General features: G+C 34.9%; 12 protein-coding genes. 2 read left to right on the top strand and 10 right to left on the bottom strand.

What is annotated here, in order from left to right:
- Nucleotides 1-259: 259 nt before the first annotated feature.
- The 5 genes from ACGLYD_RS20045 to ACGLYD_RS20025 all read right to left on the bottom strand — a co-directional run bounded on the left by ACGLYD_RS20045 (nt 260) and on the right by ACGLYD_RS20025 (nt 7,475).
- A complete protein-coding gene (locus tag ACGLYD_RS20045) occupies nt 260-877 on the bottom strand; it encodes an NUDIX hydrolase (RefSeq protein ID WP_399630168.1) in 618 nt (205 codons plus the stop codon).
- A 126-nt stretch (nt 878-1,003) separates the two neighbouring features.
- A complete protein-coding gene (locus ACGLYD_RS20040) occupies nt 1,004-1,450 on the bottom strand; it encodes an ATP-binding protein (protein ID WP_399630165.1) in 447 nt (148 codons plus the stop codon).
- A 426-nt stretch (nt 1,451-1,876) separates the two neighbouring features.
- On the bottom strand, nt 1,877-3,097 hold the full coding sequence (locus ACGLYD_RS20035) for an MFS transporter (RefSeq protein ID WP_399630162.1): 1,221 nt from the start codon (nt 3,095-3,097) through the stop codon (nt 1,877-1,879).
- A gap of 796 nt (nt 3,098-3,893) precedes the next feature.
- Nucleotides 3,894-4,994 carry a hypothetical protein gene (locus tag ACGLYD_RS20030; protein ID WP_399630159.1) on the bottom strand — a complete coding sequence of 367 codons (1,101 nt, stop codon included), beginning with the start codon at nt 4,992-4,994 and terminating at the stop codon, nt 3,894-3,896.
- The gene (locus ACGLYD_RS20025) at nt 4,995-7,475 is read right to left on the bottom strand and encodes an AAA family ATPase (RefSeq protein ID WP_399630157.1); all 2,481 of its coding nucleotides are present in this window, start codon (nt 7,473-7,475) and stop codon (nt 4,995-4,997) included.
- Between the two features lie 609 nt (nt 7,476-8,084).
- Here ACGLYD_RS20025 and ACGLYD_RS20020 point away from each other — a divergent pair.
- Complete coding sequence (locus ACGLYD_RS20020) at nt 8,085-10,985, top strand: DUF3427 domain-containing protein (protein ID WP_399633324.1); 2,901 nt, start codon at nt 8,085-8,087, stop codon at nt 10,983-10,985.
- Here the strand turns inward: ACGLYD_RS20020 and mutT are convergent.
- The 5 genes from mutT to ACGLYD_RS19995 form a co-directional block, all read right to left on the bottom strand.
- Nucleotides 10,962-11,366, bottom strand: coding sequence for an 8-oxo-dGTP diphosphatase MutT (mutT, locus tag ACGLYD_RS20015; protein WP_399633323.1), 405 nt, complete (start codon nt 11,364-11,366; stop codon nt 10,962-10,964). The genes ACGLYD_RS20020 and mutT overlap by 24 nt on opposite strands.
- A gap of 13 nt (nt 11,367-11,379) precedes the next feature.
- Nucleotides 11,380-11,748, bottom strand: coding sequence for an HNH endonuclease (locus ACGLYD_RS20010; protein WP_399630154.1), 369 nt, complete (start codon nt 11,746-11,748; stop codon nt 11,380-11,382).
- 56 nt (nt 11,749-11,804) lie between these two features.
- Complete coding sequence (locus tag ACGLYD_RS20005) at nt 11,805-12,134, bottom strand: hypothetical protein (RefSeq protein WP_399630152.1); 330 nt, start codon at nt 12,132-12,134, stop codon at nt 11,805-11,807.
- Between the two features lie 325 nt (nt 12,135-12,459).
- Nucleotides 12,460-12,771 (bottom strand): hypothetical protein, encoded by a 312-nt coding sequence (locus ACGLYD_RS20000; RefSeq protein ID WP_399630149.1) that lies wholly within the window; start codon nt 12,769-12,771, stop codon nt 12,460-12,462.
- 18 nt (nt 12,772-12,789) lie between these two features.
- Nucleotides 12,790-13,179, bottom strand: coding sequence for a hypothetical protein (locus ACGLYD_RS19995; protein WP_399630147.1), 390 nt, complete (start codon nt 13,177-13,179; stop codon nt 12,790-12,792).
- Nucleotides 13,180-13,418: 239 nt separating this feature from the next.
- On the opposite strand from ACGLYD_RS19995, the gene ACGLYD_RS19990 reads away from it, so the two are divergent.
- The gene (locus ACGLYD_RS19990; RefSeq protein ID WP_399630145.1) at nt 13,419-13,559 is read left to right on the top strand and encodes a hypothetical protein; all 141 of its coding nucleotides are present in this window, start codon (nt 13,419-13,421) and stop codon (nt 13,557-13,559) included.
- The last annotated feature ends 120 nt before the right edge of the window (nt 13,560-13,679 follow it).

The following is a 13,679-nucleotide window of genomic DNA, read 5'->3' as shown; positions in this document are numbered from 1 at the left end:
CATTTAGATTCTATTTTTATTCTCAATAAGGTTTGTGTGAAGAGACTTATGGGCTTGTCGTATGTTTATATGAGACAGCCATAGTTCTCTCCAGTTTTTAGGCTTTCACTTGTGCGACGTCGACAACCTATGCTTTTCCATTCTTTTTGAAGCATAGCTAAAAAAACCTCATTTACTTATGATACGGTTCTCCATGATGGTACTAAGTGAGGTTTATTAATTTTCATAATCAGCGCTTCTTCAAGATTACAAGTTACACTCATTTTATGATTTCTATAAAATGTTTCAAAATCCTAGCCGTTAAACCCCAAATTGTATAGTTTTCATAATCAAAAAACCATTCTTCCATTGAACGAGCTCTCCATTGATACTGAGTGCCATTCATTATTTTTTCATAAGGAAAGTTTAGCGAAGGCACTGGTTCAACGGATACTACATGCATATAAGGCTTATAATTCAATAGCCATTTGACAGGTATCGTAAATACCTCTTCAACTTCTTCTTTGTTATACGAATGAATAATTTGATTGTAATCAATGGTTCCTACAAATGGATAGATAACAAATGAAGAGGAGGCGATATAAGGACTTAATGTCCCTACAATCGTAACCGTTTTTGGGTCGACACCTAATTCTTCATATGTTTCTCGTAAAGCAGCTGCCATTGGGGATGGGTCTGTGGAGTCGATGCGACCGCCGGGAAAACTAATATCACCTGGCTGTTTTCTCATGGTGAATGAACGTACTTCGAAAAGGATATGCCATTCTTCATCCACTTGAACAAGTGGGATTAAAACCGCTGAACGTAAAGCTGTTTCCTCCCCAATAAACAGGGGCTGATTTTCATTTAACTGGTTTTTTAGTTGATCTAGGAACATGAAATCCCCCTCACCATAGTGGGTTATATTCTTTTTATCGTATCATTAGTGATCAAAACGGAAAACAATTCATCGCAGTCACTATTTATAAGGACCCCTTTACCTACTCATAAAATCAGACTATCCCTACGAATTTTTCCTGTACGGCAGACACTCTTTTCCTTGCCGAATGGTTGCTGTACCATTCATTGTTGTATAAGGCGGAGTTTCCGGAAAAACGTTCATGACTAAGAGCCGAATCGAATGATTTTTATAAAATAGTTCATCAAATGAAGGAATAATGTGTGGGTCTGTATTTTCAAATACCCTTTTTTCTAATTCCTTTATGTCTACATCAAATGGAATCCCTATTAAAACATTGTCTATTCCCCGCACTTTGTCGGCCACGCCAAATACAACGCTGCCCCCGCCGCCATTCGCCATGCAAACAGCATATTTAATCATTTTATTGACATTTTCCTCCTCAGCACTATAATTCCACTGTTTAAAGTCTAGGTCCTGCGCTTCAAAATCATCTGCAATATGATGATCCAATTGCTGAATAATCGTCATGATTTCGCTTTTATTCTTCACTCGAATATCCTCCTTTCCAGCAAAATTAATCTATATCACATGTAATGACGTTAACCAATGCTTATACAAAAAAGGCAGTCCCTTATCACAAATGTACTTGTGGGAACTACCCCTTATTGTATTTATATGTTTGTTCCGTCATGGCTGTTTATAAAACCTATTAAAATTGCACGCTGGCCCCATACTTGCAGAAAGCCCTCCGTGGTTCATTGATCCATTCAATCAGCTTTATCATGCATTTGTCAGCATATATAATTCCAGACTTACTCTAAACTGGTACCTAAAATAAGGTGCCTTCGCTTAGTTAATGCAGATATTCATTTGTTCAACATATAGTTTTGAAACGTCGCCTGCTTACTAAGCGCACTTTCACTATCATGAGCTGATCTCTTCAGATGCTTCCTTGCACCTAGGCTTCACTGTAGTTTATACAACATTACTCGCTTTTATCGGTTGCAATCCTTTAAAGTCCATTGCCTTTTTTCTAAAGTAAAAAATGACGGCCATTAAACACGCAAGAATAAAGGTACATAATACAAGTGACCATTGGGTTACACTGATTGGGTATCGATCTATCAGTTCGCCAACAATTCTTGGCAGGAATGCACCGCCTAATCCCCCCATTGCCATCAGTATGCTTGTTGTCCATTCCTCTAATCCTTTAGACGTTTCATTAATAATCAAGAGACCAATTGAGAAAACCCCTCCCATTAATAAACCCGTTAAAAATATGGAGATAAAGCTAAACATGACGGTAGTTGAATAAGCAAACATCAAGAGGGTGAAAAACTGACCCACACAGCAAATAATAAAGAGCTTGCTATAGCCTATTCTATCTATAATACCAGTCATACTGATACGTCCAAGTGTCATCGCTGCCCAAAAGACCGTAATGCTTAAAGCCAGCGTGGAAGCATCTAAATTCGTTGTTTTGCTCAAGATTGTTGGCAAGTAGTTTGGCAAAACCATTTCCGTTCCCACATACATAAAGAAAAACAACGCACCCGTCGCAATAATCGGCAATTGCCTCTTAGAGTAACGTTTTCTTTCAGGTTTATTCCCGTCTTCAGGTAAAGCCTTCATCTGTCTTGTTAAAATCGGATCCAATTCTCCAAACGAAAGAAATAACCAGAGTAGCATAATGACCGAAGCAAACACGGCTACAAATGTAAACGAAAAATTCCATACACCTGTCATAATCAAAAAGGCAGAGATGACTGGAATCGCCAATGCGCCTACCCCAAAAAAGATTTCAACTATAACAAGTGTCGTAGCTTTCTTTTCTTTTAAATGGCCAATAATAAGGGAAGCAACAATTGTTTCGGCAATCCCTATTCCCGCCCCACCAAATGGAGCGATAGCTAACATCACAGTCCAATTGGGTAAGACGCTAAACACAAACTGGGAAAGCGCAAAAATGAGTAAGGCGAGAAAAATCGTCATTCTCCGCCCAATTCGATTGACGATAAGCGGCGCGATCATTACTCCACCTAAAAAACCTAAAAATTGATTCATAATCAACTGTCCGCCATCCTTGTAATGAATCCCATACGAATCCACCATAGGTTCTAAAACGGTCCCAATAATAATATGACCAAACCCATTCAAACAATAAATTAAAGAAGCAATCCATACAAATTTCTTCATTTTATTCTCCATATCTGCATTATTTCGCGTTATTTGAAAGTAGTCTTACTTTTCTCATAGTATCAATGATGGTTAGTGCCGTCTATATGGATCTAGGGTTTATACCGCTAGGGGTTATGTGGAATGAAATAAGGTGCTTGGTTCTCACCGGTGTGTAGTTGTTGGGGATCAGGTACCTTACTTTTTTATGGTAAGCCCGAAATACCAAAAAGTGCACCCTTTGGGCAGGCATGACAAATAGCCGTCTATGACGATTTTTCAAATCGAATTAGGGAAAGGTACCAGGTTATGACTCCATTCTGAATTGTGTCGGTACCTGGTACCCAAGACTAATGTCAGTGAAAGGAGAAAAGTGAAATCATTAATTTGACCAGCTCATATAGCAAGTTTATATTCTTCCACAATCGCTTGGTTGGCACTTTAGTCAGCAGTACCTAGTGCCTAAATTATTTTATGCCTCTCTTTGGACATATTATAAAGGTTGAGGTTATTTCAGGGGACGCTAAATATCGGAATAAGAGAAAGTCGAGAAGTGTTTAAGTGGTATCTTTTTTCATTCACGGTTCCCCATGCCCGACCATACTCTCATTCCTGTACATTTGCCATATACGATTCACCGATTTCCCGTTCTAACCAACCCATCACTTCCCCAAGTGATTGGATGATTTGTATTTGGGTTAGGGCCAAGGGAATTCTTTTCCTGTCGTTTATTTTAATTTTTCGATTTATGAAAACTCGGCGAAGTAGACGCTTCTTGAAGCCTTATGTACTAACAAGGATTCTCTCCTAACACTTTTCATTTTCTAGAAAACCCAAACTCCTTTTTCAAAATATCATTTTGTAGTTTTGAGAGGATATTATTATTAATATCTGTATTAATAAACATACTGTCGAAACTCTCATTCTCATCAAATAAACATCTATAAGATTCATGTAATCGAAAACTATATAATTCATTGTATATGAGCGCTTTTTTTATATTTTGATTTAATAATTCCTTAAATAATAGGTACCTTCCCTCTATTTTAAACAAGTCTTCAAATCCCTTTATCTTCTTCTTAAATAAAATATCATTTGATTCTAATTTAATTTTATAGGAGGTACCTCTCCCTACGATCGCGCTGTAATAATCGAGAGTTTCTAAACCTACCTTTGTAATTGGCGTTTCAAATTCTCTTCTAAAGTATCCCATTTCATCCAAATCGTCTATATAGGGATGAATTTGTTCTTCGAGTACACAATTATAATCCCTCTTTAAACTCGAGTTACATGTATAACAAGAAGGTATTAAATTATATACTGATAATGCCAACATCGGATGTATACTTTTGGCGAAGAAATGATCTAAATGTGGGCGAATTGAAAAGGGTTCATTTTCAATTTCTAAGTCCCTTTTAACAGTAAAGGTGAACTGAGCATTACAATAAGGGCAAATGGTTTGATTTAGATTAATTATAAAATCGTAAGGACTCCAAGTATAACCACCACTTTTATTCGAAAAACTATCATAGTTAAAAATGTATTTCAAAAACTTATTAGAATACGTTTTTATATAACCAAAATCTACTGGGCTTAAACCCTGTATACAAATTTCTTCATTATATAGTAGTAAATAAAAATCTTTTTCAAAATTAATTAGCTCTTTAGGTTCAGATAAAATTATGTCGTCAAAGTTATCGCACAAAAAAACCGCCATTGACTTACGTGTCGAAAATCCTAATTTTATTTCAATAAATTTTTTACCTACCTTAATCATTTCTGGGCAATTTTCATTCTTATATTTTATTATCTTACCGAAAACACCTGAACTTCGATATCTTTTATTAGACTTATTTATGGGCTTACAATAATCTAAATGCCGATCTAACATATCTTTAGCAAACTCCATTTTTTTCATTCAAATGCCCTCCAGATATTTTAATCTGTCTTTTAACTCTTTGATTTCCTCTTCTCTGTCTTTAGGTATATTCTTATAACTTTGAATAGCCTCATTCAATATTTCCATACATCGATTTCTAACCAAAGGTTCTCCTATTAACATAAATAATCTTTTATAATCATCTTTTTTCATATAAGCATTTTCCGGGTTGTCTAATATTTCGTTAATCGCATTATTTATTACTTTTTTAGAATATTCACCCGTCAATCCCCCTTGAATAAAAAAGGCGTTAGAAAATAGATCCTGTATATTCCCACCAAATGTTCTCTCTAACTCCAAGCCCTGCGTACTGTTCAATGAATCTGTATTACCCTTTTTCAGTAAAACCAGATTATAGTGAGGTAGGTCAGAAACTACAAAGGGTGAATGCGACGTTATTAATATTTGCAAACGATTGTTAGGTAGTAAATGATTAAACATATTACACAATATATCAATATACCTTTTTTGCCACTGAGGATGAAAATACAACTCTCCTTCATCAATAACCACTAAAATGTCAGCATTTGAATTTAAAGATAATTTTAATTCATAAAATCTAGTGAAAAAGTTTAAAATTGAATATTCTCCACTACTCAGGTCTCTCCACTCAAGATTAAAAAATTTATCCTCACTATATTTTTCAATATATATTTTTAATAACTCATCATTAGTCATAATGCGAATCAGTCCCGCTTTAACACTAATATTATCAATTAATCTATCAACTATATGTAAATGCTCAATCATTGGGGTATAATAACTTTTAAACATGTCCATAATTTTGTTTATATATTCTAATTTAGTTTCAAGAAAGCTCACATTATTTAATGCAATTGAATTATCGATATCATTATTAAATGTAAGATCGCTCTCAATGTTATTTAACAAGTCTATTTCTCCATGGGAATCGTAACTATCAAACAAATAGAAGTCCTCATTAAATTTATTTATTAAAACTCTAGCAACTCTTTCAGAATCCATCTCGCCATATCTTAAATCAAATTCCTCACTTATCGACTCGTAACTATCATGACCTTCGTAAAAGTACGGGCTTTCACTATCTTGAAATACATAAATCTCTTTTAAAACAGAGTTTGCCTCCAATAAAAGGATGAGTTTCTGTTCAAGATTTTCCAGGAAGAATTCAAAGGAGTCGACATTAGCAGTGTTCCCTAACCACTCATGCAATTCCTTCTTTATTGTGTCGACATTAAAACTTATATCTTCCAAAATATCTTTCAGCTCATCTATTTCGTCATCATTTAACAAAAAGTCAATATCCAAGTTCTCTGATAAAAACTCCTTTGATTTTTTTTTTATTAATCCCATTTCCGTTACGTGAATATTCAAATAAGAACCTTGTATGTATTCCTCAATATTAATGATTATTGTATTAATGAGTTCATCAACTGTTTCATATTCTTTATTAATCTCATTCTGTGATATATTAGATATATTATTTTTTATTAGGTCAAATTGGGCTGTCGTTATCGAGTCAATATTTCCAGGTGACTTTATCGAGTCAATACTTCTTTCAACTTCTAAATCACTTTGAAGTTGATTCCAAAATAAATCAAATTTTATTTTATCCCATTGAATCTCTCCTCTTAAAAAGGTCTCATTCTCAATAGCATCTAATAACTTTTCAATCCATTGGATAACTTTGTTGTATGTGAAATTAAATATCTTAAATAAGAACTCTTTCTTTTCTTCGCGTTCATGTTTGTGTTCCACTATTTTCGAACCATTATCAAATAGGTATTCGATATATTTTTCGATTCTATTGCCAAGAATCTTTTGATAGTTCCGGTCTTCCTTTGACCTTTTATTATATATTGACTCTGTTACCGACTCATTTAGTTTTAAATATACAAATTCGGGTATTTTGACAAAATCACTTAACTCCAACTTTTTCTGATTAATAATTGTAAAAATAATTTGTGATTGAATGTTCTGGTATCTATAATTCATAATTCCGCTAGACTGCGTATTAAATGAATCCAACATAGCATTTGTCGAAATATTATGTACTCCAGAGACGTATTTTATTAAATTATTGGCATCAAAAATATTAGAGTAAAAAATTAACTCGAAGTCTTTTATTCTCTCAATTGGTATTCGACCATTTATACCATCAACACTTAAATTATCTATGTTTGTAGAAAAAAAGTACTCCCCCTCATCATTTCCGACAATAATATACATGTGGGAAGTGGCCCAACCTCCCTTCAATACCTCCATAAGAACTTTTAAAAAAGTTGATTTCCCTGCACCGTTTTCCCCTATTACAGCAACAATATTTTCTATATTAAGCCCATATAGATTCGGAATATACTCAATATTCTTTTCCACCCCTAACTTTTTTTTCATCAGGTTAACGGTATAGTTGAATTTCCGATTTAAGTGTATAGAATACGTGCTCACTTCTGTTTTTATCCATACATAATCTATAATCAAAATTACAATCTCCTTCTTCATTTAAGTGAAAGGTACCAGGTTATGACACCATTCCGAATTGTGTTTGTATCCAAGAATAATAGACTTAAAATAATTAATTAAAAGATAGATTAGCTTCACACTGGTCTCCCTATTCGTTACACAGAATTTTGAAGTCTATTCTAGATTCAAATAACTACATTCAATATTAACATAATATTAAATATTTACGCGCAAATACTATAAAAGGAGATAATATACCGTAAACCCAAGTTTATACACCATTAACTCTTCTATAGTTTGATACAATGATTATAATAAATTTTCTAATAACACCTAACTTAATGTTCTATAACTCATAAAAAAGGAGTCACCATTTTGCAAACTAAACCAAAAGGGATCGTAGAAGAAATCTATCTCTCCGAAAAAGAATATCCTTCATCAAACTTCATTCAAAAGTTATCTGTAGATGAATATGTAGAGACCTTAACAATGCATGCAGCAAACATTATCGGCGATAAACTAAAAGGGTTAGCTGATGCTGATAAGTTCGATGAAATTTTCAAATTGATTGATCAAGTGCATGATCTTGCAGGACAAGACGAAAGGGAATTTAGTCAACCTTTATCAATGATTACTTATAGCGAAGGCCAAGAGTCGATACCTATCAAGGAAGACTTATTTTTAACACGGGTAGATGTCCTATATAACGATTCTCACAAGATTAAAAACTTCTTTAAAACACTCGCATATGAAATGCAGACTTCGGATGAGGTTTTCTTTCTCGTGAGTTTTGTTAGAATGTCTGGTGCTCAATTATTAACTAGGGAACTATTGGAATTAGAAAAAAGAAATGTACCTGTTAAAATTTTGACAACAACTTATTTGAACATTACGGAAGCAAAAGCTATTCGCCATTTATTAAAGTTCAAGAATGTGGAGGTGAAAATACTTACCTTAAAGAATGAGTCCTTCCATACAAAAGCTTATTTATTTAAGCGTAATTCCAATCAAAACACCGTGATTATTGGATCTTCAAACATTTCTCACTCTGCTCTCATTAATGGCCATGAGCTCAATGTAAAAATTCCACATACACAGCACATGCCCGCATACGAACAAACAATGGAATTTTCCAATAAAATGTGGACTCATGAACAAGCAGTCTTTCCTACCGAAGATTTTCTAACTAAATATGAACAGCATCAAAAGAGTGAAGCCGCATTAATGCCCTCCTTTACTTACGAAACTAGTGCGACGTATCCAGAAAGCACCAGTGTTCGTCCTAACGAAATGCAAAAAGAAGCATTAAAAAACTTATTGTTCACTAGAAAAAACGGACACACAAAAGGTGTCATAATTGCCGCTACCGGGACCGGTAAAACCTATTTATCGGCATTTGACGTACAACAATTCCAACCAACAAGGCTACTTTTCATCGCACATCGTGAGGAATTATTAGATAACGCAATAAAAACGTTTAGCTCACTTTTTCAAGATGGATTTCTCTGTGGAAAAGTTACAGGAACTACTAAGGAATACGATAGACGTTTTATTTTCAGCACAATTCAATCGCTATCAAAAGATGGGACATTAACGAACTTTAGGATCGATGAATTTGATTACATTATTATTGACGAAATTCATCATGCAGAATCCCCTACATACAAAAAAGTAATCGAGTACTTCGAACCTAAATTTCTTTTAGGGTTAACTGCAACTCCAGAAAGAATGGATGGGAGAAATGTATTAGAACTATGTGACAATAATATCGTTTATGAAATACGACTGCGGGATGCCCTTGAAGCAAAACTGTTAGCCCCTTTCCACTATTTTGGGGTATCAGACCAAACCATTGATTACGAACGGGTAGATGTTTTAAATGGACATTATGAAGAGAATTCACTTGTCAAAGCCCTCTCAACATTTTCTAGGGTCGAATTTATTATCGAAAAGATAGAAACTTATGGTTATGATGGAGACTCATTACACGGACTAGGCTTTTGCGTGAATATTGAACATGCCATTTTTATGCGTGACGAATTCAACAATCGAGGTTATGTCACGGAATGTTTGACTGGGGAGGATTCAGTCAAGCATCGTGCTAAAATAATTAAGAGGTTGGAAGACCCAGGGGATGCACTTTCGATTATTTTTACTGTGAATATTTTCAATGAGGGCATCGATATTCCGAAGGTTAATCTTATGTTATTTTTAAGACCCACAGAATCATCTACTGTTTTTATTCAGCAATTAGGACGTGGACTACGTAAGATAGACAATAAAGAGTATGTGACAATTCTCGATTTCATAGGAAACTATTCAAAGTCGTTTCTCATCCCTTTAGCACTCTCAGGCCAATATAATGCAAAAGCATTTGACGCAGATTCATTACGCGTGGCAGTTTCTCATGAATTTGCGGATGCGCCGGGTGGATCTGTTGTCCAACTAGACCCAATTGCACAAAGAGAAATTCTAGAGAGACTCGAAAATATTCGACTCAATCCAAAAGAAGTTCTGAAAGAAATGTATTTTCAATTTAAACGCGAACTTGGCAGATCACCTGAATTGGAGGACTTTTTGTATATCGAGGAAGCACCTAGTCTAACGTTCTTTTTATACAACAATAAGTCATGGGTTAAAACAAAGAAGTATATGAAGGATCTTAGTACTTTTGATGAGTGGATTTTAGCGGATGATTTTAGATATGAAGTTATCGAAAGAATCGAAAGTGCGCTACCTATTAAGTGGCCGTATGAATACGCGATTTTGTATCTCGCTAAATTTAATACTGAAATTACTCTAGATGATGTTGCACGCTGGTTGACAAGCAGGTTTGATTTTGAAATTACGCGCGAACAACACGACACTCTAATTTTGCGGGCCATGGATCGGTTATCAAAAGGGTATAAAAAACAAACGTGGAATTTCGGGGAATTAATAAAAGAAACGCTGTTTGTAAATCCAAAAGTCATTGAACTGTTCAATGACGATAGGTACTTTTCTTACATTAAAGAACGATTGGAATATGGATTAATCGATTTCAGAAGAACATTTCGTACTGAACTTATTTTGGATCAAGAGAAAAAATTAGCACTTTATCGAAACTACTCCAGAAATGAATTAATGTTTATTTTTGAAGCTAAAGTACCCGAAGGTTCTTGGCGTGAAGGCATTAGTAAAGTAGATAATCACTATTTAATATTTATAAATCTTAACAAAGCTGACGACACAGAAGAACATTTACAATACAAGGATTTCTTTAAAGACCCTACTACCTTTCATTGGCAAAGCCAAAATAAAACATCTCATACTTCCGGCCAAGGACAAGAGTATGTGAATCATGTAAAGCGAGATACCCATGTTCATTTGTTTGTCCGAAAGTTTCCGGAAATGCATAAGATGACATTACCATTCATGTATTTAGGAGAAATGGATTATATAAGTAGTCATGGGGACAAACCGATGACGATCCTTTGGAAATTACATCAGTCTGTCCCTGAAGATTTATATCACGATCTCATTAGATAATAGCTTTTCAATAGCAGGAATATCCGCGGGTGCCCAATTGAGTGTAGATAGCTCTTTTCTGGGTGCCCATTTTATTTGCGCATGTTCAGTTGCAACAGGTGTACCGGATACGATTTTAGCCATAAACGTCTCTAACCTTACAACAACTTTTTCATATTCATATGTTGTATCTTCAACTTGATCAAAAACTTCTATCGTACAGCCCAGCTCTTCTTGAATTTCACGTTTCAATGCCTCTTCTTTTGTTTCTCCCGCTTCAATCTTGCCACCCGGGAACTCCCAGTAGTTTGGTAACGTCATTTCTGGTCCTCGTAGTGCACAGAAGATTTCCTTCTTTTCATTCTCAATAATTGCGCCTACAACATGTACTGTTTTTTTAATTTCTCTCACCTTTTCATTCGTTTTTAAAGTAATTTCCACGGTGCCACGCCATGTACTCTTTCTGCCGATCATTTAAACTTATTTTGACACTTTCTTTTATGTTCATATTAGACTTAATCACTTGATAATTATCTGGATTAATCATAATGTCGCCATTTCCCTCAAATGAGATGTATCCCTTATCAAATAGCCAATCATGATTAGGACAGAGCAAAAGATCATTATCTAGATCTAATCTTTCACTCGAAGTACAGTCTTTCCATGGCTTAATATGACTGGCTATCAGGAAACCCTCCACATCAACAAGACAGATTGCACACTTTGCTTCCCTGCTTTTTAGTCCTTGCTTAAATTTAGATTGACCAATTCGACCTTTCACCATTTGATTTTTCTCAGTCTCCGAAAGGTCCTCCGACTCAATATTCTCAAATTCCAATTTTAGCTGTTTGCTAAATCCTGTTTTTCCCGTGTACTATTTTTTGAATCAATCAGTACAAGCTCCTTCCCAGAGCAAATTTCATCGTATAAAAAATATACATGGTTATTATAATTTTGCAATGGTCGGGGTTTGTGTAAAAGCTCTTTCTCCTCTTTTAATATCCAGAACATGAAAATCGATTTCTCAAAACCAAATTCAGCTTCTCTTCCTCCAAAATAACCTTCTATCCGTCCAATTATATTTTCATCCAAATAGCCAATACTTTCTTTCCATTTTAGATCACTCATATCTATTGTAATCGTTTTTTGAACCGAATAAAGGAAATCCATAATACCGCCCGTTTTACGAAAAGTGACCATACCTGAAAAATCATAGGTACGTGGATGCGGAAATGCATGGATTCAGTATTTTTTTATTAATTCAAATGTCCCACTTGCCGGAATTGAAACCACTCTCATAGAAATCCCCGTCTTTTCTGACTGTCTTAGTCTTTATCTAAGCATATAGTACCTTTTTTAAATTAGAAATGAAAGGTACCATATACCTTAACAGTTCTTCACTACTTAACTGTTTAGATAGTACTTTTCAACAATCATACCAATCCGTCCAATAAGCATCTCCATCGCCATTATCATGTATCACTAAATAATCCTCCTATGTAATCACTTTCGTTAAACATTCCACACTACAATACTTCGTTCCATCGGATTCGAAACAAAATCCTTCTCGCATCGACGTGTGGCATTCTGAGCATAGACGTTCCTCTTCTTCTGGGTCTTTCATGCGAAGATCTTGGGTAGAGAGTGCGGTACTTAATTCGAAACGTGTTGTATAGACATATTTAAAGTGCTCTTTGTCTATATCGTATATCGTGCAAAGTTCAACACTTTCTACCAATATCCCATTTTGAATAACTTTAACTCCACTACCATCTACTACTTGAATGTCTAGACTCCTAAAATTCAATTTCAGACCTCTTTCCACTTAATTAATCAACTCCGACTCTGGAACAATCCGCAAGCTTACACAATCACAGATCTGGCATATATCCGTTTCATCTGCATGCATTCCGTGACACTCATTGCAGACGTAAAGCATTCTTTCATCACATTTACCTTCATGAACTACACACTCCTCATTGCCAATGCTACCTTCCCAATTACCTACTTGCATCGATAGACCTTGAGTCGAAAGCGTATGATCCAAATCATGATTTAGAGTACAAACAAACGGAAACGACTCTTCATCTAAATCATAAATCGCACAGAGTTGCTCCCCTTCCATTAAAACCCCATTCTTAACAACAACTTCCCCGTTGTCATGAATCACTTGGACTGGCGTTTCTTTAATTCTATACTGGATAATTGGTTTCAAAAAAGCACCTCCCTTTTCTACTTATCTATCTGATCCCCTACAATAGTTTTTTAAAACCACATTTTCCAGTACAGTTTATTATGATTTTATTCATTCAAAAAGGGAATGAACTATAAAAATCCATTCCCTTCATCACTCCTTTAACTATTCAATTCCCCCGTAAACCAACAGGTCAATTTACAACGTATAATCCCATTCACATCGGATACAATATGTCTAAATTGGAAAGGGGATTTGATATGTCACTTGAAAAAGTTAAAGTAGCGGATTTGAACCATGAACAATTAGCTGCATTAAATATCTTCGAGGATAAATTAGGTGTAACTTTAGTTGCTTATGAAAATGCGGCAGGGTCTACGGATACAGTTTCAGAGCAGTAGAGGTGTATGCAGTTGGATGTATTGAGTACTACAAAAAAGATACCTATTTCACATTACGTTAAGTTTAATTAAACAAAATAAGGATCAAATAAGGTACGCTAACGTACCTTATTTGGTCCT

The sequence above is a fragment of the Sporosarcina sp. SG10008 genome (assembly GCF_044569405.1).
GTDB classification, from domain to species: Bacteria; Bacillota; Bacilli; order Bacillales_A; family Planococcaceae; genus Sporosarcina; species Sporosarcina psychrophila.
Note: the sequence above shows the minus strand (reverse complement) of the source record. Positions and strands in the feature narration are given on the sequence as shown.